The 23,911-nt window shown below is 42.0% G+C and carries 20 protein-coding genes; all 20 read left to right on the plus strand.

The genetic code is table 11. The features are described 5' to 3' along the window. The first annotated feature begins 10 nt into the window (after positions 1-10). The 20 genes from flhA to MHH26_RS05815 all read left to right on the plus strand — a co-directional run bounded on the left by flhA (position 11) and on the right by MHH26_RS05815 (position 23,769). Positions 11-2,044, plus strand: a complete 2,034-nt coding sequence (flhA, locus tag MHH26_RS05720; protein WP_034662346.1) for a flagellar biosynthesis protein FlhA — start codon at positions 11-13, stop codon at positions 2,042-2,044. Next, the gene (flhF, locus tag MHH26_RS05725; RefSeq protein WP_334749108.1) at positions 2,044-3,159 is read left to right on the plus strand and encodes a flagellar biosynthesis protein FlhF; all 1,116 of its coding nucleotides are present in this window, start codon (positions 2,044-2,046) and stop codon (positions 3,157-3,159) included. Before flhA ends, flhF begins: the two co-directional genes overlap by 1 nt. Next, a complete protein-coding gene (locus tag MHH26_RS05730; RefSeq protein WP_307499620.1) occupies positions 3,156-4,061 on the plus strand; it encodes a MinD/ParA family protein in 906 nt (301 codons plus the stop codon). Before flhF ends, MHH26_RS05730 begins: the two co-directional genes overlap by 4 nt. Beyond that, a complete protein-coding gene (locus tag MHH26_RS05735; protein WP_060596270.1) occupies positions 4,058-5,131 on the plus strand; it encodes a protein-glutamate methylesterase/protein-glutamine glutaminase in 1,074 nt (357 codons plus the stop codon). The genes MHH26_RS05730 and MHH26_RS05735 overlap by 4 nt, the downstream gene beginning before the upstream one ends. 5 nt (positions 5,132-5,136) lie before the next feature. Further along, positions 5,137-7,164 (plus strand): chemotaxis protein CheA, encoded by a 2,028-nt coding sequence (locus MHH26_RS05740; RefSeq protein ID WP_340972710.1) that lies wholly within the window; start codon positions 5,137-5,139, stop codon positions 7,162-7,164. 24 nt (positions 7,165-7,188) lie between these two features. Then, positions 7,189-7,650, plus strand: coding sequence for a chemotaxis protein CheW (locus MHH26_RS05745; protein ID WP_034662331.1), 462 nt, complete (start codon positions 7,189-7,191; stop codon positions 7,648-7,650). Positions 7,651-7,662: 12 nt separating this feature from the next. Further along, positions 7,663-8,289: a chemotaxis protein CheC gene (locus MHH26_RS05750; protein WP_034662328.1), complete on the plus strand. Its 627-nt coding sequence runs from the start codon at positions 7,663-7,665 to the stop codon at positions 8,287-8,289. Further along, positions 8,289-8,789 (plus strand): chemotaxis protein CheD, encoded by a 501-nt coding sequence (locus tag MHH26_RS05755; RefSeq protein ID WP_034662325.1) that lies wholly within the window; start codon positions 8,289-8,291, stop codon positions 8,787-8,789. Before MHH26_RS05750 ends, MHH26_RS05755 begins: the two co-directional genes overlap by 1 nt. A gap of 24 nt (positions 8,790-8,813) precedes the next feature. Further along, positions 8,814-9,581, plus strand: coding sequence for a FliA/WhiG family RNA polymerase sigma factor (locus MHH26_RS05760; RefSeq protein ID WP_012009976.1), 768 nt, complete (start codon positions 8,814-8,816; stop codon positions 9,579-9,581). Between the two features lie 21 nt (positions 9,582-9,602). Then, entirely contained in the window at positions 9,603-10,142 is a 540-nt protein-coding gene (locus tag MHH26_RS05765) for a hypothetical protein (protein ID WP_034662322.1), read from the plus strand. Between the two features lie 155 nt (positions 10,143-10,297). Then, a complete protein-coding gene (rpsB, locus tag MHH26_RS05770) occupies positions 10,298-11,032 on the plus strand; it encodes a 30S ribosomal protein S2 (protein ID WP_003212093.1) in 735 nt (244 codons plus the stop codon). Between the two features lie 91 nt (positions 11,033-11,123). Then, a complete protein-coding gene (gene tsf / locus MHH26_RS05775; protein ID WP_012009978.1) occupies positions 11,124-12,005 on the plus strand; it encodes a translation elongation factor Ts in 882 nt (293 codons plus the stop codon). A gap of 134 nt (positions 12,006-12,139) precedes the next feature. Further along, a complete protein-coding gene (gene pyrH, locus MHH26_RS05780) occupies positions 12,140-12,862 on the plus strand; it encodes a UMP kinase (RefSeq protein ID WP_008344767.1) in 723 nt (240 codons plus the stop codon). Position 12,863: 1 nt separating this feature from the next. Then, the gene (gene frr, locus MHH26_RS05785; RefSeq protein WP_003212469.1) at positions 12,864-13,421 is read left to right on the plus strand and encodes a ribosome recycling factor; all 558 of its coding nucleotides are present in this window, start codon (positions 12,864-12,866) and stop codon (positions 13,419-13,421) included. 129 nt (positions 13,422-13,550) lie between these two features. Next, positions 13,551-14,333 (plus strand): isoprenyl transferase, encoded by a 783-nt coding sequence (locus MHH26_RS05790; protein WP_034662319.1) that lies wholly within the window; start codon positions 13,551-13,553, stop codon positions 14,331-14,333. Positions 14,334-14,345: 12 nt separating this feature from the next. Next, entirely contained in the window at positions 14,346-15,140 is a 795-nt protein-coding gene (locus MHH26_RS05795) for a phosphatidate cytidylyltransferase (protein WP_340972712.1), read from the plus strand. A gap of 39 nt (positions 15,141-15,179) precedes the next feature. Beyond that, positions 15,180-16,331, plus strand: coding sequence for a 1-deoxy-D-xylulose-5-phosphate reductoisomerase (gene dxr / locus MHH26_RS05800; protein WP_060596277.1), 1,152 nt, complete (start codon positions 15,180-15,182; stop codon positions 16,329-16,331). Between the two features lie 6 nt (positions 16,332-16,337). Then, positions 16,338-17,603 (plus strand): RIP metalloprotease RseP, encoded by a 1,266-nt coding sequence (gene rseP, locus MHH26_RS05805; protein WP_095285177.1) that lies wholly within the window; start codon positions 16,338-16,340, stop codon positions 17,601-17,603. 80 nt (positions 17,604-17,683) lie between these two features. Beyond that, entirely contained in the window at positions 17,684-19,381 is a 1,698-nt protein-coding gene (locus MHH26_RS05810) for a proline--tRNA ligase (RefSeq protein WP_034662305.1), read from the plus strand. A gap of 134 nt (positions 19,382-19,515) precedes the next feature. Then, positions 19,516-23,769 (plus strand): PolC-type DNA polymerase III, encoded by a 4,254-nt coding sequence (locus MHH26_RS05815; protein ID WP_240667871.1) that lies wholly within the window; start codon positions 19,516-19,518, stop codon positions 23,767-23,769. Positions 23,770-23,911 lie beyond the last annotated feature (142 nt).

The raw sequence follows: 23,911 nt of genomic DNA on the forward strand, positions 1-23,911 counted from the left end.
GAGAACAGGCATGGCAGCAAGAGATTTATCTGTTTTATTCAGTGTTATTTTAATTGTGGCGATGCTGGTCATACCATTTCCGCCAATGCTATTAAGTATTTTAATCATTATTAATATATCTCTTGCGCTTATCGTGCTTCTCACCACAATGAACATGCAAGAACCACTGCAATTTTCAATATTTCCATCATTGCTTTTGCTCTTAACGCTGTTCCGCTTAGGGCTTAACATCTCTACAACACGATCTATCCTATCAACTGGAGACGCTGGAAAGGTTGTAGAAACGTTTGGTTCATTTGTTGTTGGAGGAAATATACTCGTTGGTCTGGTGGTCTTCCTTATTCTGATCATCATTCAATTTGTTGTCATTACCAAAGGGGCTGAGCGTGTTTCAGAGGTTGCGGCAAGATTTACCCTCGATGCGATGCCAGGGAAACAAATGAGTATTGATGCAGATTTAAATGCAGGGATGCTGACAGAAAGTGAAGCGAGAAATCGCCGTGAAAAAGTAGCGAGAGAAGCAGACTTTTATGGTGCGATGGATGGGGCAAGTAAGTTCGTCAAAGGAGATGCCATCGCAGGTATTATCATCGTCATTATTAATATTATTTTTGGGATTATTATTGGGATGCTTCAGCAAGGAATGTCGATTCAAGAATCAGCTTCCCACTTTACATTATTAACGGTAGGAGACGGGATTGTTTCACAAATTCCTGCACTTCTCATTTCAACAGCGACAGGGATTGTCGTCACAAGGGCTGCTTCTAATGGGAACCTTGGGTCAGATATCACTGAACAGCTGTTTGCATTCCCAGCTATGCTTTACGTCACAGCAGGTACGATCTTCCTTCTTGGGTTGTTTACTCCAATCGGCGTACTTTTGACAGGACCGATCGCAGGTTTACTTGCCCTCGGTGCATACTTGATGTCAAAAAACAAACAGGATCAAGAAGAAATAGAAGAGGTACTAGAGGAACAGGCAGAGGTAGAAGAGATGAAAAGTCCAGAAAGTGTCATTCACCTTCTCCAAATGGATGCCATTGAATTTGAGTTTGGCTATGGCTTGATTCCGCTAGCCGATGCAAATCAAGGCGGTGACCTGTTAGACCGAATTGTGATGATCCGAAGGCAGCTTGCCCTTGAACTAGGTCTTGTGATTCCAGTTGTCCGAATTCGAGACAACATTGCACTTAACCCAAATGAGTATCGACTCAAAATAAAAGGGAACGAAGTGGCAAAAGGTGAGCTGCTGCTTGATCACTACTTAGCGATGTCTCCTACGCCTGATGATGATCCGATTGAAGGAATTGAAACAATCGAGCCATCCTTTGGTCTTCCGGCTAAATGGATCTCAGAAGCAGAAAAAGATCAGGCTGAGATGCTCGGCTATACGGTTGTAGATCCTGCATCTGTTGTGTCTACTCACATCACAGAGAAGATTAGACAAAACACACACGAACTGCTCGGACGTCAAGAAACGAAGCAATTAATCGATCATCTGAAAGAAAGTTATCCTGTGTTAGTGGATGAGGTGACCCCAAATCCACTAGCAGTTGGTGATATTCAAAAAGTGTTGGCAAAACTGTTGAAAGAAAAGGTTTCTATTCGAAATCTTGTCACCATTTTTGAGACGCTTGCAGACTACGGAAAATTAACGACGGATACAGATTTGTTAACAGAGTATGTCAGACAGGCGCTGGCAAGACAGATTACCGCACAATATGCAAGAGAAAATGAATCGCTCAAAGTCGTGACATGCTCAGGCCGAGTGGAAAAGGTGATTGCTGACAGCGTACAGCAGACAGAGCATGGCAACTACTTATCATTAGATCCAGAATCCTCTGAAAGTGTGATTCAATCAGTGGCGAGAGAAATTGAACAGCTTTCGCTTCGTCAGGAAACGCCGGTTCTATTGTGCTCACCTCCTATAAGAATGTACGTCAAGCAGCTGTTAGAAAGATATTTCCCGGATTTACCGGTACTATCTTATAACGAACTAGAAGCAAATGTGGAAGTACAGAGCATCGGAGTGGTGGATATCTAATGAAAATGAAAAAAATCACAGCGAATTCAATGCAGGAGGCAACAATTCAAATTAGGCAGCAGCTTGGGAAAGATGCCGTCATTTTAAATTCCAAAACCGTTGTTAAACGAAAGCTATTCGGTTTAAAGAAACAGCAAATGGTTGAAGTAATAGCTGTGCTGGATCAAGATTTTGAAGAAAGAGCGGGTAAAGGTGTACATCCTGCGCCTCCTCTTCCAGTATTTCCGAAAAAGGAGCAGGTTCAACACCGGCCTGAAGAGCCATCCTTTGCTCCTGAGGCAGTGAAACCAGTACCTTCTCATGCTCAGCCTTTAGAATATGCGAGGAATGAGCGGCATGCTGGTATTCTGCCTGATCCTCTCATGGCAATCGATCAAAAGCTTAAGGATCAAGGTCTTGATGATGCCATTCGGGACGAATGCCTAAAAGGTCTTTTAACGAAAGGTGCTGTCAAGGAAGATCAAATTCAAAAAGAACTTGAACAACTGCTGACAGATATGCTGCCGGCTCACACCTCTGATGAGCCGATGATTCGTTCAAAATACATTGTGCTGTTTGGTTCGACTGGGGCTGGTAAAACAACAACAATTGCAAAGCTGGCTGCCAAAACTGCCATTCAGAAGCAAAAGAAAATCGCTTTTATTACAACAGATACGTACCGAATTGCAGCGATCGAACAACTGAAAACATACGCGGAACTGCTCAATGCACCGCTTGAGGTTTGTTATTCGAGAGAGGATTTTGTGAAAGCTCAAGAGACCTTTAAAGAGTATGATCATATTTTCGTAGACACAGCCGGTCGTAACTTTAAAGAAGAAGCGTATATCAAAGAGCTGACAGACATTATTCCATTTGATGAAAGCTTTCAAAGTTTCCTAGTGATGAGTGCGACCTCGAAGTATCAGGACATGAGAGCCATGGTTAAACGATTTGAACACGTTCCAATCGACCAATTCATTTTTACAAAGGTAGATGAAACAGACACGATGGGAACAATCTTTCAAATCATTACAGACTCTCAAATCGGACTTGGCTTTTTAACAAATGGTCAAAATGTACCTGAGGATATTCTTGAGGGCTCTCCTCTTGAATTAACAAGGATGGTCTTACAATGATGAAGCCCGACCAAGCGGAAGGTTTAAGAAAGCTCGTTCAGCAGAATCAAACGATCACACCGGCTCCTCTTGGTATAAGCGGACAGGCAAAAACTATTGCTGTCATGAGCGGTAAAGGCGGAGTAGGAAAATCAAATTTGACGCTGAATATGGCACTGTCTATCGCAAATGCAGGCAAGCGAGTGTTAGTCATCGACCTTGATTTTGGTATGGGGAATATTGATATTTTACTAGGAAAAACATCGACTAGCTCTATATTAGATGTTCTTGTCAGGAAGAAATCTATCCGAGCAGCTATGACACAAGGAACGAACAACCTTTATTACATTTCTGGCGGAAGCGGACTTGAACAGCTGTTTTCTTTAGATAAAGATCAATGGTCGTTCTTTCTAGAGGAAATGGAAAGAATGATGCACGACTTTGATTGTATCTTCTTTGATATGGGTGCCGGCTTGTCAAAAGATCAACTGCCTTTTGTTTTATCAGCAGGAGAAGTTGTGGTTGTGACAACGCCAGAACCAACATCGATCATGGATGCCTACAGCGCAATTAAACACTTAGCTATTCATCAGTTTGAACAATCTGTGCAAATCATTGTCAACCGGTGTAAAACCCCGTCAGAAGGGTCTGAAACCTACCGGAAATTAGCAGGAGTGGTCACATCATTTCTACACAGAAAACTAGTATTTACTGGTGCTGTGCCAGATGATCCTGCGGTTCCAAAAGCAGTGGCTGAACAAATTCCATTTTATATCAAGCAGCCTCATTCAAGGTTGAGTAAAACGATCAAGATGCTGGCAGAAACACTTTATCAACAGCAGATAAGAGAGGCACAGAGAGAGCAGCATACGTTTATAGATAAGTTGTCCTCTTTTTTTAAAAGGAGGAAGGTGGACTCATGATTAGAGTGCTTGTAGTAGATGACTCGGCCTTTATGCGAAAGCTCATTAGTGATTTCCTAAGTGCCGAGCAAGAAATAGAAGTCGTCGGAACGGCGCGAAATGGGGAAGATGCCTTAAAACGGATCAAGGAACTGAATCCAGATGTTGTCACACTAGATGTGGAAATGCCTGTTTTAAATGGAACAGAAGCATTAAAACAAATCCTGGCTGAACACGACCTTGCCGTGATTATGGTGTCAAGCCAGACAAAGCAAGGGAAAGATTTAACCATCCATTGCTTAGAACTTGGTGCGTTTGACTTTGTGACAAAGCCTTCAGGAAGTATTTCGCTCGATTTGCACAAAGTAAGAGGCCAAATTGTAGAGCGAGTGCTTGCGGCAGGGATGTCAAGGAAACGCACAGAAGTGCAGATTTCTCCTAAGCCGGTGATGAAGACGCCAAGTCCAGTGGCTTTTCCTCGCCCGCAAGCAGTAAAAAGCAGCTCACTCCGAAAGATTATTTCAATCGGAACATCGACGGGAGGGCCAAGAGCACTTCAACGAGTCGTCACGAAGCTGCCAAAGGACATAGAAGCACCCATTTTGATTGTGCAGCATATGCCGGCAGGATTTACGGCATCACTTGCTACTAGGTTGGACCATTTATCTCAAATTTCGATTAAAGAAGCACAAGATGGAGATATCGCTAAAAATGGAGTGGCTTACATAGCTCCTGGTGGAATGAATATGTCACTTCATGAACAAGGGGCATCCTTAGTCATCAGGCTGTCTCCAGAGGACACGGAAAGCCGGCACAAACCCTCTGTTAACTATTTATTTGAATCCATCAGCAATATAAAGGGTTACGAGAAAATTGCTGTCATTATGACAGGCATGGGTAGTGACGGCACAGAAGGTGTCAAAAAAATGGTCGCAAGCGGTCATACGAAAGTCATTGCAGAAAAAGAAGAATCATGTGTTGTTTTCGGAATGCCTAAATCAGTCATTAAAGCAGGCCTTGCACATGAAACAAGGCATGTGGATGACATCGCACATGCAATTATAAGCTCCATGAAAAAAGAGAGGGCGTGAACACGTTGGATGTAAACCAATACTTAGATATCTTTTTAGATGAAAGCAGAGAACACTTACAAACTTGTAATGAAAAACTTCTTGATTTAGAAAAGAACCCAACCGACTTGCAGCTAGTGAATGATATATTCAGAGCGGCTCACACATTGAAAGGTATGAGTGCAACGATGGGCTACGCTGATATGGCTCAGCTCACACATCATTTAGAAAACATGTTTGATGCCATTCGAAATGAACAAATGATTGTCACACCTGAGTCAATGGACACGATGTTTGAAGCACTTGATCACCTCGAAGCAATGGTTCAATCAATTGCAGAAGGCGGAGATGGGAAACGCGATGTCACAGAGGTTAGTAAAAAGCTAGATGTGACAGGAAGCCATGCTGAGGCAGCTCCTAGTGTTGAGACAGCGGATGTATCAGCTGCGGCTGCTAACGACTTAGAATATAACGAATTTGAACGAACAGTGCTTGATGAAGCGAGGGAACAAGGCTTTAAATGTTATGAACTCAATGTGACATTAAGTGACGCATGCTTATTAAAAGCCGTTCGTGTCTATATGATCTTTGAAAGACTGAACGAAGCAGGCGAGGTCGTCAAAACAGTTCCAAATGCAGAACTTTTAGAATCAGAAGATTTCGAATCTGAATTCAGTATTTCTTATTTATCTAAACAACCGATGGATGAAGTGAAAAAAATCGTGATGGCGATCTCAGAAGTTGAACATGTTGAGATCTCAGAAGTCTCTGCATTTGAAGAAGCGGCTCCAGCTGAAAAACAAGAGGCAAAACCTGAACAGGAAAAAGAAGAAGTATCTGTGCCTGCTGCGAAAGCACCAGCAAGCGATGCGCCAAAAGCAAATGGCAATAACGGTGCAGCTGGCGGAACAAAAACGATTCGTGTCAACATTGACCGTCTCGATTCTCTAATGAATCTATTTGAAGAACTAGTGATTGACAGAGGCCGTTTAGAGCAGATTGCCAAAGAATTAGAAAATAACGAACTCACAGACACCGTTGAAAGAATGACACGTATTTCTGGAGACCTGCAATCGATCATCCTGAACATGAGAATGGTACCTGTGGAAACAGTGTTTAACAGATTCCCGCGTATGATTCGTCAATTGACAAAAGAGCTGAATAAGAAAATTGAACTGATCATTGAAGGTGCTGAGACAGAGCTTGATCGAACAGTCATCGACGAGATTGGAGATCCGCTCTTACACTTACTTAGAAACAGTCTAGATCACGGAATTGAATCGCCAGAAGAACGTGTGAAAAAAGGCAAGCCAGAAAAAGGCACCGTTCTATTAAAGGCGTATCATAGCGGAAACCACGTCTTCATTGAAGTAGAAGATGATGGCGGCGGAATTAACCGTAAGAAAGTGCTTGAAAAAGCATTAGAGCGCGGGGTTATTACTGAAAGAGAAGCGGAAACGCTTGAAGATCATCAAATTGATTCATTGATCTTTGCAGCAGGTTTCTCTACAGCTGATACGATTTCTGACATCTCAGGCCGCGGTGTAGGCCTTGACGTTGTGAAAAACAAGCTGGAATCACTAGGTGGATCTGTGAGCATCAACTCAACAGAAGGACAGGGCTCACTATTCTCGATCCAGCTTCCGCTTACATTATCGATTATTTCCGTTCTTCTTGTGAAATTGGAAGAGGAAACATTTGCGATTCCGATTTCTTCTATTATTGAAACGGCTGTCATTAAGAAAAGCGACATCCTTCAAACGCATGATCGTGAAGTGATTGATTTCCGCGGATTTATCGTACCGGTCGTGTACTTGAAGAAACAATTCCACGTACCAAATGCGAATGAATTAGAGGAAGAACTGCACATCATCGTTGTTCGTAAAGGAGATAAGCTGACAGCATTTGTGGTCGATTCATTTATTGGTCAGCAAGAGGTTGTATTGAAATCACTAGGAGATTACCTGCCAAACGTGTTTGCGATCTCAGGCGCAACAATCCTAGGCGACGGTCAAGTTGCACTCATCGTTGACTGTAATGCACTGATCAAGTAAAAAACAATAGAGGAGCGGTCTGAAATGAGTACAGATATCAAAACTGGCGAAAAGATGATTGTGTTTATCGTAAACAAAAAAGAATACGCCATTTCAGTATCAGAAGTAAAGTCCATTGAAAAATGGCAGCAGCCGACAAGAGTCCCTGGCGTTGCCCCTTATATATGCGGTGTTATTAATCTGCGCGGTGTCGTGACACCTGTCATCGACCTTAGAGTCAGACTTGGATCAACTGACAACGACATTACAGATGAAACAAGAATGATTATTGTACAAGTTGGTGACATTGAAGTCGGCTGGATTGTTGATGAAGCGAATGATGTCATTACAGTCCATCAAGAAGAAGTAGAATCTTCTCCTGAATCAGCTGAAAAAGAAGGACAATCATGGGTGACAGGTATCATTAAGCATGATCAGCGTCTATTTAATATCATTCATCCTGGTGCCGTCCTCGACAAGAGCGTTCAAGATGCACCTGTTCATTAAGGAGGATGTGAAATGAGCATTTTCAATGAAATAAAAGATGAACAGCTGGATGTATTAAGAGAGGTTGGGAATATTGGAGCAGGCCACGCCGCGTCTGCTCTTGCCAGCCTATTGGATCGCAAAATAGATATGGCTGTTCCGTTTGTCAAGGTTCTCTCGTTTGAAGAATTAATGGATTTCTTTGGCGGTGCAGACCTCCCAGTTGCAAGCATTTTCCTGCGCATGGAAGGAGATTTATCCGGCTCTATCTTTTTCATTATGCCATTTGAGCAAGCAGAGCAATTTGTAAGAGAGCTTGTACAGGATCCGGCATTTGATATTGATACCATTCACGAGCATGTGATGGGGACGTCAGCACTACACGAGCTGGGAAATATTTTAGCAGGCTCTTATTTATCAGCCCTTGCTGATTTAACAAAATTGCAGCTTCACCCAAGTGTTCCAGATGTTACGCTCGATATGTTCGGGGCTGTCATTAGTGAAGGGTTAATGCAATTCAGCCCTCTAGGGGATCAGGCAATTGTGATTGATACATCGATTTTTGATGATCAAAATAAGCAAGAGCTGAAAGGAAATATGTTTCTATTACCAGACTTTGAATCGTTTGAAAAACTATTCAAAGCATTAGGTAACCTGTAATGAACGTTCAGATTCCGGCAGTTGTAAAGGTTGGTATAGCGGATGTTCAGCTTGTGAAAACACCGGACCGCATTCGGACATCCGGACTTGGTTCTTGTGTAGGACTTGTTCTGTTTGATCAAGAAAAAAAACTGGCAGGTCTTGTCCATGTCATGCTTCCAGACTCATCCCTTGCAAAAGGGGCAGTGGAGAACTTGGCTAAATATGCAGATACAGGTGTCAAGCATACAATTGATCTGCTTCTTAAAGAAGGAGCACGCAAACATGCGCTAAAGGCAAAACTTGCTGGCGGCGCAGAAATGTTTAAGTTTAAGTCAACCAATGATCTAATGAGAATTGGACCTAGAAACGTATCAGCTGTTAAAGAACATCTGTCTCTTTATCGCATCCCGATCATTAGTGAGGATACGGGCGGGAACAATGGCCGTACGATTGAATTTGATCCGCTTACGACAGAGCTTGAGATCCGCACTGTGAAGCAAGGCACTATGAAGATATAACTAAGGAAGTATAGGGGGAGAAAGATGCAATCCTTAAATTACGAAGATCAGGCGCTATGGGCTAGATGGAAAGAGTGGAAGGACCCAGCTGCTGGAGATGATCTTATGCGCCGCTATATGCCGCTCGTCACATATCATGTTGGAAGAATTTCCATCGGACTCCCGAAGTCAGTGCATAAAGAAGACTTGATCAGTCTAGGGATGCTCGGTTTATATGATGCCCTTGAAAAATTCGACCCCGGAAGAGATCTGAAGTTTGATACATATGCATCCTTCAGAATCCGCGGGGCCATCATCGACGGTCTTCGTAAAGAGGACTGGCTGCCTCGTACATCAAGAGAAAAAACAAAAAAAGTAGAAGCGGCTATTGAAAAGCTTGAACAGCGCTATTTACGAAATGTGACGCCGACAGAAGTGGCAGAGGAACTTGGCATGAGTGAACAGGATGTTGTCACAACAATGAATGAAGGATTCTTTGCGAATCTGCTTTCAATCGACGAGAAGCTGCATGATCAAGAAGACGGTGAAAACGTCCAAGTCATGATTCGCGACGAGAAAACAGTGACACCTGAAGAGAAGATGCTGAAAGATGAATTAATAGAACAGCTTGCTGAAAAAATGACCGAGCTATCGGAAAAAGAAAAGCTCGTGATCAGTCTTTTCTATAAAGAGGAACTGACGTTAACAGAAATCGGTCACGTGCTCAATTTATCGACCTCGCGCATTTCGCAAATTCATTCAAAGGCATTGTTCAAGCTTAAGCATCTGCTTGATAAAGCCATTCAATCTTAAAGAGTTAGTGAGTGAAAAAATATGTTATGGCTGATTAGCTTCATGCTTCATGCTGCACTTATTTATTTTGTGATCATTTTATATACGAGAATGAATTCGCTGAAGGCAACTGAACAAAAGCAGCGAGAACTTCTAGAAGAAACGGAAAATACCCTGGCTGCATTTTTGATGGAAGTCAAAGAAGAGAATGACAAACTATCAAAAGTGGCAGCCGCTTCCCCTGATTTTTCTGCTGAAGAGCTGAAATCGGATTTTCAGACACCAAAGCAGCCACAACCACCAATTGAATCCCAGCAATCGGTAGAAAGTGAAGATCCAGTACCAGAGCACTTGTCGGCTCTCCTTAGTGAAGTTGAAGTGCAGGAAGAGAAGGTAAACGAACCCGTTCCACATCTTGAATCAGAAGCTTCTGTGCCTTCTGAAAGTGAAATAGAAGAAACATTCGAGGACCAAGTGAAGACCTTATATGACAAAGGGCATTCGCTAGAAGAAATAGCGAAAGAACTGAAAACTGGCAAGACAGAAATTGAGCTTTTATTAAAATTTAGCGGAAAGCTGTAAAGGATTCTTGATTGTCAGTCCATCATGTGTTATATTATTTCTTGGTGTTAAATACACACGCTTAATGATTCGTATGAAGGTGCTGCCGTGGCGCAGTTTTATGTGAACATGACTTGAGCGGAGGAAAAAAAACCATTATATTAGGAGGCAACAAAATGTCAGTTATTTCTATGAAACAATTGCTAGAAGCTGGTGTTCACTTCGGTCACCAAACGCGCCGTTGGAACCCAAAAATGAAGCGTTACATCTTTACAGAGCGTAACGGTATCTACATCATCGATCTTCAAAAAACGGTGAAAAAAGTAGAAGAAGCTTACAACTTCACGAAAAACCTTGCTGCTGACGGAGGAAAAATCCTTTTCGTTGGTACGAAAAAGCAAGCACAAGATTCAGTGAAAGAAGAAGCAATCCGTTCTGGTATGTTCTATGTGAACCAACGCTGGCTTGGTGGAACTTTAACAAACTTTGAAACAATCCAAAAACGTATCAAACGTTTAAAAGATATTGAAAAAATGCAAGAAAACGGTACATTCGATGTTCTTCCTAAGAAAGAAGTCGTTCAACTGAAAAAAGAATTAGAGCGTCTTGAAAAATTCCTAGGCGGAATCAAAGACATGAAAGGTCTTCCGGATGCACTTTTCATTATCGACCCTCGTAAAGAGCGTATTGCAGTTGCAGAAGCTCGTAAATTGAATATCCCAATCATCGGTATCGTTGACACAAACTGTGATCCAGACGAAATTGATGTTGTGATCCCTGCAAACGATGATGCAATCCGTGCTGTAAAACTTCTAACTGCTAAAATGGCAGATGCGATTCTTGAGTCTAAACAAGGCGAAGAAGAAGCTGTTGTAGAAGAAACGACAGAAACTGAAACAACAACTGCGTAACCTATTCAAAAGGTGATAAGAGGGAAATGCCTTTTATCACCTTTTTTTCACCTAGTAATCCGTGTTTTAACATAGAAGGAGGAAATGTAAAATGGCAATTACTGCTCAATTAGTTAAAGAACTGCGTCAAAAAACTGGTGCAGGTATGATGGACTGTAAAAAAGCGTTAACAGAAACTGATGGTGACATCGACAAAGCAATCGATCTTCTAAGAGAAAAAGGAATTGCAAAAGCTGCGAAAAAAGCAGACCGTATTGCTGCAGAAGGATTAACTCTTATCAAAACTGACGGCAACACAGGCGTGATCCTAGAAGTGAACTCTGAGACTGATTTCGTTGCGAAAAACGAAGGATTCCAATCACTTCTTAACGAACTTGCTGATCATTTGCTTGCTGCTAAACCTGCAACAATTGAAGAAGCTCATGCTTCTAAAATGGAAAACGGTTCAACTGTAGAAGAGCATATCACATCTGCAATTGCAAAAATCGGAGAGAAAATCACTCTACGTCGTTTCTCTGTTATCACGAAAGAAGATAACGCAGCATTCGGTTCTTACTTACACATGGGCGGACGCATCGGTGTGTTAGCTGTTCTTAACGGAACAACTGACGAAGAGCTTGCAAGAGACATTGCAATGCACGTTGCTGCTGTAAACCCTAAATACATTTCACGTGACCAAGTGTCAGAAGAAGAAGCAAATCGTGAGCGCGAAGTATTAACACAGCAAGCGCTTCAAGAAGGAAAGCCTGAAAATATCGTAGCTAAAATGGTAGAAGGCCGTCTAAACAAATTCTTCGAAGAAATTTGCTTACTTGACCAAGCATTCGTTAAAAACCCAGATGAAAAAGTGAAACAAGTAGTAGCTGCGAAAAACGCAAGCATTCAAACTTATGTTCGCTATGAAGTGGGCGAAGGTATTGAAAAGCGTCAAGACAACTTTGCTGAAGAAGTTATGAGCCAAGTGAAAAAATAATGTTTGAAAAGCTCTCTGGGGCTTTTTTAGGGAGCACAAGCACTGTGTTCCCTATTTTTTAGAGGATATTGATTTACAAAAGACAGTTTCTTACGCATAATAAGAGACGGTATAGTTTACACTTGGAGGTTATCATGAGCAAACCGAAATATAATCGCATTGTACTGAAGCTAAGTGGCGAAGCACTAGCAGGTGATGCTGGAAATGGAATTAACCCAACTGTCATTCAATCAATTGCAAAGCAAGTAAAAGAAATTGCAGAGCTTGATGTTGAGGTTGCAGTTGTTGTAGGCGGAGGAAACCTTTGGCGCGGTAAGACAGGCAGTGACTTAGGAATGGACCGTGCAACAGCAGACTACATGGGCATGCTGGCAACAGTGATGAATTCACTCGCGCTACAGGACAGCCTAGAAACGCTTGGCATTCAGTCTAGGGTACAAACCTCTATCGAAATGAGACAGGTTGCAGAGCCATACATAAGAAGAAAAGCGATCCGTCATCTTGAGAAGAAACGTGTCGTGATTTTTGCTGCAGGTACTGGTAACCCTTATTTCTCTACAGATACAACGGCAGCACTTCGTGCAGCAGAAATTGAAGCAGATGTCATTTTAATGGCGAAAAATAATGTAGACGGTGTCTACAGTGCTGATCCTCGTACAGATGCGGATGCAGTAAAATATGATAAGCTTTCATATCTTGACGTGTTAAAAGAAGGGCTTGCTGTAATGGATTCTACTGCGTCCTCATTATGTATGGACAATGACATTCCATTAATCGTATTCTCCATTATGGAAGAAGGAAATATTAAACGTGCCGTCAATGGCGAATCAATTGGAACGATTGTGAGGGGGAAATAACGTGTCAAAAGAAGTATTGAACCAAACGAAAGAAAAAATGGAAAAAGCCGTTCAAGCATACGGACGTGAACTAGCAACTGTTCGTGCGGGCAGAGCAAATGCTTCATTGCTTGATAAAGTGACGGTTGATTATTACGGTGCACAAACACCACTCAACCAAATCGCGTCAATCACAGTGCCAGAAGCACGTATGCTGATTATCACACCTTATGATAAAACAGCCATCGGTGATATCGAAAAATCGATCCAAAAGTCTGATCTTGGCATCACGCCAACAAGTGACGGAAATGTGATCCGCATTGCGATTCCTGCACTAACAGAAGAAAGACGTAAAGAGCTTGTGAAAGTGGTAAGAAAATATTCAGAAGAAGCAAAAGTAGCTGTTCGTAATGTTCGTCGTGATGCAAACGATGAGTTGAAAAAGCTTGAGAAAAATGGTGAGATCACTGAAGATGAATTAAGATCATCGACAGAGGATGTTCAAAAATTGACAGATGAATATGTCGCTAAAATTGATGACGTGACGAAAGATAAAGAAAAAGAAATCATGGAAGTTTAAGAAAAAACTATGTACAATAGATAATAGTGAAAAGACCCTCTTCATGTTTACAGGGGGTTTTTTTGTTAATACTGTTGGTGACTATATTATTAGCGGGAACGCAACCTTTTTGGGTGATGGAGGAATCTCATGCTCAATATACTCAAAAATTGGAAGAATCAGCAAACTGCTGCTTCCAACTTAGAAAGCCTGACAAAAGAAGACATATTAAATGGAGAAATTCCTGAACATATCGCCATTATCATGGATGGGAACGGAAGATGGGCGAAAAAACGTGCTCTTCCACGGGTAGCAGGACATCATGAAGGAATGAAAGTCGTCAAGCGCATGACAAAGCTTGCAAATGAGCTGAATGTCAAAGTGCTGACTTTGTATGCTTTCTCTACGGAAAATTGGAAACGTCCAAAACTAGAAGTAGACTTTTTAATGAAGCTTCCTGAAGAATTTTTGAACATCTACCTGCCTGAACTCATCGAGGAAAATGTCCGTGTGCGCTTAACAGGTGATCCAGACGGCCTCCCGCAGCATACGAAAAGAGCGGTAGAGAACGCAGTAAAGAGTACGGCGAATAACGACGGACTCGTTTTGAATTTTGCGCTCAACTATGGAGGGCGCACAGAAATCGTCTCCGCATGCAGACAAATTTCTGAAAAAGTCAAAGAAGGTAAGCTTCAAGCAGAAGACATCACAGAAGAGATGTTTTCAGCTTATTTAATGACAGAATCTCTTCAAGATCCGGATTTGCTTATTCGCACAAGTGGAGAAATTAGATTAAGTAACTTTATGCTTTGGCAAATTGCATACAGCGAGTTTGTCTTTACGGATGTGCTTTGGCCTGACTTTTCTGATGAGCATCTTATAGGCGCTATCGGAGAATACCAGCGCCGCGGCCGGAGGTTCGGTGGAATTTAGAGGGTGGTGCAGATGAAACAAAGAATTTTGACGGGTGTTTTGGCAGCTGCAGTCTTTTTACTTGCGGTTATATATGGACAGATGCCATTTACCCTGCTGATTTACTTAATGGGAAGTGTCGCTCTCTTTGAGCTTCTAAGAATGAAAAAGATATCGATTTTCAGCTTTCCTGGTATTGTCAGCTTAATATTGCTTTGGCTTTTAATGGGCGGAGAGAACAGCCTCTTCCCAAACGTAGACGCATCAAAAATGCAAATTGCTTTATTTGCAGTCTTAATCCTTTTAACTTATACAGTGTTGAGCAAAAACTCTTTCACATTCGATGAGGTTGCTTTTGTTGTATTAGCGACATTATATATTGGCGTCAGTTTCTATTATTTCATCCAAATTAGAGGCTTATATGGCATGAGTGCGATCTTCTTCGCAGCAGTGATTATTTGGTCCACTGACTCAGGTGCTTACTTTATTGGGAAATCTATGGGGAAACGAAAGCTCTGGCCAGAGATCAGCCCAAACAAAACAGTAGAAGGATTTATCGGCGGAATCGTCACAGCGGTCGTGTTGTCATTTGTGTTTCAGGCGGTTACAGGATTTTTGCCATCATATCTGCTTGTTATGTTTATTACTCTTTTGCTCAGTATCTTTGGACAGCTGGGCGACCTTGTGGAATCTGCTTTAAAGCGTCATTATCACGTAAAGGATTCAGGGACAATTCTCCCTGGACATGGCGGGATTTTGGACAGGTTTGACAGCTTTTTATTCGTTCTGCCGTTTTTATATTTACTGCTCGCAACGTTTGCCAGCTAACCTCATAGAAACTTATTGAACGAGAGAAGGAGTGGCAATTTGAAATATATTTCGCTATTAGGCGCAACAGGATCAATTGGAGAACAAACATTAGATGTGATTAGGCAGCACCCAGACAAATTTAAGCTGAAAGCCATGACATTTGGCCGAAATGTAGATAAGGCCATTCCAATCATAGAACAGTTTCAGCCTGAATTTGTCGGATGTTTAAGTGAAGAGACTTATCAGACGCTAAAAGGTCATTCATTTGAATACGATGTCAAGATGGCTGCTGGTGATGAAGCCAACATCGAGGCAGCGACCTATGATGCAGTGGACGTTGTGGTCAATGCACTTGTAGGAAGTGTTGGGCTTGTTCCAACATTAAAGGCCATTGAACAAAAAAAGACGATTGCACTCGCAAATAAGGAAACACTTGTCACAGCTGGTCATATAGTAAAAGAGTACGCGAAAACATATGATGTACCTTTACTTCCTGTCGATAGTGAGCATTCCGCTATTTTTCAATGCCTGCAAGGTGAACAAGCTAAAAACATTGAACGCTTAATCGTGACAGCTTCAGGTGGTAGTTTCCGAGATAAAAAACGAACTGAACTTGAAGGTGTTACGGTTGAAGAAGCGCTGAACCACCCAAACTGGTCAATGGGAGCGAAAATTACCATTGATTCAGCGACGATGATGAATAAAGGGCTCGAGGTGATTGAGGCACATTGGTTGTTTGATATACCTTATGAACAAATTGATGTGCTGTTACATAAAGAGAGCATTATCCATTCGATGGTGGAATTTCACGACAAAAGCGTCATGGCTCAGTTAGGGACACCAGACATGAGAGTGCCCATTCAATATGCACTCACATACCCTGACAGGGCGCCATTACCAGAAGCGAAATCATTGAACCTTTGGGAGATTGGACAATTGAATTTCCAAAAAGCGGATTTTGACAGGTATCGCTGCTTACATTTTGCTTATGAATCAGGTAAAATAGGAGGGACAATGCCTGCTGTGCTCAATGCAGCAAATGAAATGGCAGTTGATGCATTTCTGAAAGGCAAAGTAACGTTCCTGCAAATTGAAGAATTGATTGAAAAGGCACTAAATAGACATCATGTGATTTCAACGCCTAGTTTGCAAGATATCCATGAAGTGGACAAAGATACACGAGACTTTGTTCAATCAATCCTCACATAAGGTGGTATGTTCGTGAATACAGTGATTGCGTTTATTATTATTTTTGGAACGCTCGTTTTTTTCCACGAGCTTGGCCATTTAATTATGGCGCAGCGAGCGGGGATTTTATGCCGCGAGTTCGCAATTGGTTTTGGGCCGAAGATTTTCTCCTTTAAACGAAAGGAAACCGTTTATACCATTAGACTGCTCCCTATTGGCGGATTTGTTAAAATGGCAGGAGAGGACCCTGAAGTCATTGAAATTAAACCAGGTCATACAGTGGGGCTCTTATTCAATGAGCAAAATGAAGTAGAAAAAATCATTTTAAATGACAAAGAAAAATATCCTGATGCACTTGTCATCGAAGTTGAGCAGATTGATTTAGATCATGCCATGAGAATCTCAGGATATGAAGCTGGAAATGAAGATATTTTGACTGGCTACAATGTCAGTCAAACAAGCTTTTATATTGCAGATGGTGAAGAAATTCAAATCGCACCATACAATCGTCAATTTGGATCAAAAACGGTATGGCAGCGTATTAAAGCGATCGCAGCTGGACCGATTATGAACTTTATCCTGGCATATGTGATTTTGGTTGCTTTAGGCTTTATTCAAGGGGTAACCGTTGATGATCCTGTACTCGGCAAGCTGACGAAAGACGGCCGAGCGGCAGAAGCTGGACTCATGCAGGGTGACCACATCGTGTCCATTAACGGGGATAAAATGAATTCTTGGACAGACGTCGTTCAAACCGTTCAAAAGAACCCTGAGAAAAAAATGAATGTCGTCATTGACCGAGACGGCAAAGAAAGCACTGTGCAGGTTGTACCAGAAGCTGTGAAAGCAGACGGAAAAAGCATTGGCCGTTTCGGATCTTATCCGCCAACGGAAAATGGATTTCTGAAGGTTATTTCATCCTCAGGAACGACTGTGATTTCAACAGCAGGTCTGATTTTAACGAACTTGCAAAAAATTGTCACAGGACAATTTTCACTAGATATGTTAGCGGGTCCTGTTGGGATCTATGACATGACAGGAGAAGTAGCCAAGCAAGGTGTGTTAACATTAATGCAGTTTGCGGCGTTCCTTAGTATCAACTTAGGCATCGTGAATTTATTACCGATTCCTGCACTAGACGGAGGACGTTTACTATTCTTGTTTGTTGAAGCCATTCGTGGTAAACCAATTAATCGTGAGAAAGAAGCACTTGTTGTCTTTATCGGTGTTGCATTCCTCATGCTGTTAATGCTAGTGGTTACGTGGAATGACATCCAGCGATTATTTTTATAAAAACCAATGTCTCTTGTTTCTCATTACGGGAAACAAGAGTTTTTGTGAGAAGTCCTATTTCATAAATGAGGTGTAACGACATGAGACAATCCCTGACTTTCATTCCAACTCTTCGAGAGGTGCCGGCAGATGCTGAGGCAAAAAGTCATCAGCTCTTAGTAAGAGCTGGGTTCATTAGACAAAATACAAGCGGAATCTATCATTATCTGCCGCTTGCTCATAAAGTCATCCAGCATATTCAATCCATTGTTCGCAAGGAAATGGAAAAGGCAGGAGCAGCTGAGCTGTTAATGCCAGTGCTGCAGCAGGCAGAAATGTGGCAAGAGTCAGGAAGATGGTATACATACGGTCCAGAATTGATGCGTATGAAAGATCGTCATGGCCGCGAGTTCGCACTTGGCCCAACGCACGAAGAGGTGATCACATCACTCGTACGCAGCGAAGTAAAATCGTATAAGAAGCTTCCTTTAACTCTTTATCAAATTCAATCAAAATTCCGCGATGAACAGAGACCGCGTTTTGGGCTGCTGCGCGGACGTGAATTTATTATGAAGGATGCGTACTCATTCCATTCTTCACCAGAAAGCCTTGATGACACATACAACAAGATGTTTACAGCTTACTCCAATGTATTCTCAAAAGTAGGTCTTAATTTTAGACCAGTCATTGCAGATTCTGGTGCAATGGGAGGAAAAGATACACATGAGTTTATGGCACTGTCAGAAGTAGGAGAAGATACAATTGCATACTCTGACACATCTTCCTATGCTGCGAACATTGAAATGGCTGAAGCAGTTTATCACGGAGAAGAAGCAAATCCTGCGGACTTCAAAGAACTTGAAAAAGTCCACACACCGCAAGTAAAAACGATTCAAGACATCGCTGGATTTTTAGAAGTTGATCCTTCTCTTTGTATCAAATCTGTTTTGTTTAAAGCAGATGATGCATATGTTCTAATCCTGACTAGAGGCGACCATGAAGTAAATGATGTGAAAGTGAAAAACTTGGTAGGAGCACAGCTTGTAGAGCTTGCTACTCGCGAAGAAGTACTAGAAGTCATTGGAACAGAGCCTGGGTTTGTTGGTCCTGTGAAGCTGGAAGCAGAAGTCGATATTTATGCAGACCTTGCGGTTAAAGGCATGACAAATGCTGTCGCAGGTGCAAACGAAGCGGATTATCACTATGTCAATGTCAATCCTGCGCGTGATGTATCAGTGAAAGAATTCACAGATCTTCGTTTAATTCAAGAAGGAGATGTTTCTCCAGATGGAGAAGGCACAATCCAGTTTGCCAAAGGGATTGAAGTAGGACAAGTCTTTAAACTAGGCACTCGTTATTCTGAGTCAATGGATGCGACGTACCTCGATGAGAATGGACGAGCGCAGCCAATGATTATGGGATGCTATGGTATCGGTATCTCTAGAACTCTTTCAGCAATTGTTGAACAGCATCACGATGAGAAAGGAATCATTTGGCCCGAAACTGTTGCGCCATATGACCTTCATCTCCTTGCATTAAATATGAAAAACGATGCTCAAAAAGAGCTGGCTGAAACGTTATACGAGCGCTTAGAAGATGAGGGCTTTGACGTACTTTTCGATGACCGCCAAGAGCGTGCCGGAGTAAAATTTGCAGACAGTGATTTAATTGGGCTGCCAATTCGCATTAGCTGTGGAAAACGTTCAGAAGAAGGCATTGTTGAAGTGAAGTTTAGAAAATCAGGTGAATCACATGAAGTATCTGTTGATGAGCTGATTTCATTTATACGCCAAGCATAAAAACGAACAAAAAAATGAAGGTACCTCCAGTAGAAAAGAGGTACCTTTCTGATTGACAAAAGGAGGGTTCTGTCTTGGATGAACAATTACCGATCACACGGCGGCAATTTCATATATTACTCAATCAGATTCAAATGACAGATGATGACCTCAGTCGTTATTTTGAAGAAGGAGAAATCGTCAAATTGACGGTGCATAAGGCGACGAAAACGTGGCATTTCCTTTTTAAATTTAAGGCGCTTCTGCCTTACAAGGTATATGCGATGTTTCTCAGCAGGCTGACAAATGCATTTTCTCATATTGCACAAGTCACTTGTACGATTGAAGTCAATGATCCGAACATCTCTGAAGAGCTCGTTCAATCGTATTGGTCACATTGTGTGGAAGAGCTTCAAGGAATTTCTCCTCCAATCATCAGCTTGCTTCAGCAGCAAAAACCATCGCTGTCTGGACATAAAATCATCATCAAAACGAAAAGCGAAACAGAGGCTTTGGCCATCAAGAAGAAGTACAGCCCAATGCTCCAGGCTGCTTTTAAACAAGTGGGCTTTCCAGAGCTGCAATTCGATACAGAAATTTTTGTATCAGATCAAGAGATTCAGAAGTTCAGAGAACAAAAGCTTGCTGAAGATCAAGAAAGAGCGATGCAAGCCCTCACTGAGATGGAGAAGAAGGAAAGTGAGGAGCAGGATGAAGCTCCGTCTGGTCCTCTCATGATTGGCTATCAAATTAAAGACAATGAAGAAATCCGTACGCTTGATAGTATTATGGATGAGGAACGAAGAATCACCGTTCAAGGCTACGTATTCGATGCAGAAACGCGTGAGCTGAAAAGCGGCAGAACGCTTTGTATCTTTAAGATTACAGATTATACAAACAGTATTTTAATCAAAATGTTTGCAAGAGAAAAAGAAGATGCCCAGCTGATGAAATCATTGAAAAAAGGCATGTGGGTCAAAGCAAGAGGAAGCATTCAAAACGATACGTTTGTCAGAGACCTTGTCATGATTGCCAATGACGTCAATGAAATGAAACCTCAGCTGAAAGAGGATACGGCACCTGAGGGTGAAAAACGTGTCGAGCTTCATTTGCATTCCCCAATGAGCCAAATGGATGCTGTCACTGGCATTGGCAGGCTGGTGGAACAAGCAAAAAAATGGGGACATGAAGCGATTGCTCTGACGGATCATGCGGTTGTACAATCCTTCCCAGATGCGTATGCAGCAAGTAAAAAGCATGACATCAAAATGATGTACGGTGTGGAAATCAACTTGGTGGACGACGGAGTACCCATTGCCTATAATCCGGAGCACCGTTTGTTAGATGACGCGACGTATGTCGTATTTGACGTAGAGACAACTGGACTTTCAGCCGTTTATGACACGATCATTGAGCTGGCAGCAGTGAAAATAAAAGGCGGGGAAATCATTGACCGCTTTGAGGCATTTGCAAATCCTCATCACCCATTATCAGCGACAACGATCGAATTAACGGGTATTACGGATGATATGGTCAGAGATGCTCCAGATGTCGTCGATGTCGTGCGCGATTTCAAAGAATGGATTGGACAAGATATCCTTGTTGCGCACAATGCAAGTTTTGATATGGGCTTTTTAAATGCAGCGTACAAACGCCTGTTAAAAACAGATAAAGCGTCAAACCCTGTGATTGATACACTTGAACTTGGCCGATTCCTTTACCCTGAATTTAAAAATCACCGGCTCAATACACTTTGTAAAAAGTTCGATATAGAACTGACGCAGCATCACCGGGCCATTTACGATGCAGAGGCGACAGGCTACCTCATGCTGAAGATGCTAAAAGATGCGGCTGAAAAAGAAATTGCCTATCACGATCAATTGAATGAAAACATGGGTCAGTCTAATGCCTACCAGCGCTCACGTCCTTACCATGCCATTCTGATCGCACAAAATGAGACCGGTCTGAAAAATTTATTCAAACTTGTTTCTCTTTCTCATATTCATTATTTCTACCGGGTGCCGCGCATTCCGCGCTCACAGCTTGAGAAATATCGAGAAGGTTTAATTATCGGGTCTGCCTGTGATAAGGGTGAGGTCTTTGAAGGGATGATGCAAAAATCACCTGATGAGGTGGAAGACATTGCAGCATTTTACGACTATTTAGAAGTTCATCCGCCAGAAGTGTATCAGCATCTGCTGCAGCTGGAGCTTGTTCGAGATGAACGTGCGTTAAAAGAAATCATCACAAACATTGTGAAGCTTGGCGAAAAGCTCAATAAACCAGTCGTGGCAACTGGAAATGTGCATTATCTGCATCCAGAAGACAAAATTTATCGTAAAATCTTAATTTCATCACAGGGTGGAGCAAATCCGCTTAACCGTCACGAACTGCCAAAAGTTCATTTTAGAACGACAGATGAAATGCTTGAAGCATTCTCCTTCCTAGGAGACGAAAAAGCGAAAGAGATCGTCGTGGCGAATACGAAAAAAGTATCTGAGATGGTCGAAAGCATTAAACCAATCAAAGATGACCTATACACACCAAAAATTGAAGGTGCAGATGAAGAAATACGGGAAATGAGCTATCAAATGGCGCGCAGCATCTACGGAGATGATTTGCCGAAAATTGTAGAAGACCGTATTGAGAAAGAATTAAAAAGTATTATCGGCCATGGATTCGCCGTTATTTACTTAATCTCTCATAAGCTTGTAAAGAAATCACTTGATGATGGATATCTTGTTGGTTCAAGGGGATCTGTCGGCTCATCTCTTGTTGCAACATTAACAGAGATTACCGAAGTGAACCCACTTGCCCCGCATTATGTATGTCCAAGCTGTAAGCATTCGGAGTTCTTTAATGACGGATCTGTTGGTTCAGGCTTTGACCTTCCTGACAAAGACTGCCCAGAATGTGGTACGCCGTACAAAAAAGATGGACATGATATTCCGTTTGAAACGTTCTTAGGTTTTAAAGGAGACAAAGTCCCTGATATCGACTTGAACTTCTCAGGTGAATATCAGCCGATTGCACATAACTATACGAAAGAGCTGTTCGGTGAAGAGTATGTATACCGAGCAGGTACGATTGGTACTGTTGCAGAAAAAACAGCATATGGTTACGTGAAAGGCTACGCAGGAGATCATAATCTTCATATGAGGGGCGCAGAAATCGACCGGCTTGTCCAAGGCTGTACAGGGGTCAAACGGACAACGGGCCAGCACCCAGGCGGTATTATCGTAGTGCCGGATTATATGGACATTTATGATTTCTCACCAATTCAATATCCAGCAGATGCGACAGGTTCTGATTGGAAAACGACGCATTTTGATTTCCATTCAATCCATGACAACTTGCTCAAGCTGGATATACTAGGGCACGATGATCCAACGGTTATTCGTATGCTTCAGGATTTAAGCGGAATTGATCCAAAAACGATTCCAACAGACGATCCTGAAGTAATGAAAATTTTCCAAGGAACAGAGCCTCTAGGTGTAACAGAAGAGCAAATTGGCTGTAAAACAGGTACACTCGGTATTCCGGAGTTTGGGACAAGGTTTGTTCGGCAAATGCTTGAGGATACAAAACCAACGACCTTCTCAGAGCTCGTTCAGATCTCTGGACTATCACACGGGACGGATGTATGGCTCGGAAACGCGCAAGAACTCATTCACAATAAAACGTGTGAACTAAGTGAAGTGATTGGGTGTCGTGACGATATTATGGTCTATCTCATCTATCAGGGCTTAGAGCCGTCACTCGCATTTAAAATCATGGAGTCTGTTCGTAAAGGAAAGGGGCTTCCCCCTGAATGGGAAGAAGAAATGAAGAATAATAATGTACCGAACTGGTATATTGATTCTTGTAAAAAGATCAAATACATGTTCCCTAAGGCCCACGCAGCTGCTTACGTATTAATGGCTGTACGGATTGCCTACTTCAAGGTGCATCATGCACTTTTATACTATGCGGCTTACTTTACCGTTCGTGCAGATGACTTTGATATCGAAACAATGACAAAAGGATCGAATGCGATTCGAGCAGTCATGGACGATATTAACTCAAAAGGTCTAGATGCATCACCGAAAGAAAAGAACCTATTAACTGTACTAGAGCTTGCACTTGAAATGTGTGAAAGAGGCTACCATTTCAAAAAAGTGGACCTCTACCGATCAAGTGCAACAGAGTTTATCATTGATGGAGATGGATTAATTCCGCCATTCAACTCGATCCCTGGACTCGGAACAAACGTTGCGTTAAATATTGTTCGCGCACGACAAGACGGGGAATTCCTTTCAAAAGAAGATTTACAAAAACGCGGAAAAGTGTCGAAAACGATCCTAGAATATTTAGATCGTCAAGGCTGCTTAGAAGCACTTCCCGATCAAAACCAGCTTTCTTTGTTTTAATGCGATTCATAAAGAGCGTCCTTAAAGGGGCGTTCTTTTTTTCATATACAATAATTTTATTATGTTAACTAATAAAGATTTTCCACCAAATGGAATCATTTTCTTATTCATTCATATACCTTGATTTAACGTGATGTTTTAA

The sequence above is a fragment of the Bacillus sp. FSL K6-2839 genome (assembly GCF_038003365.1).
In the GTDB taxonomy this organism is placed as follows: Bacteria; Bacillota; Bacilli; order Bacillales; family Bacillaceae; genus Bacillus.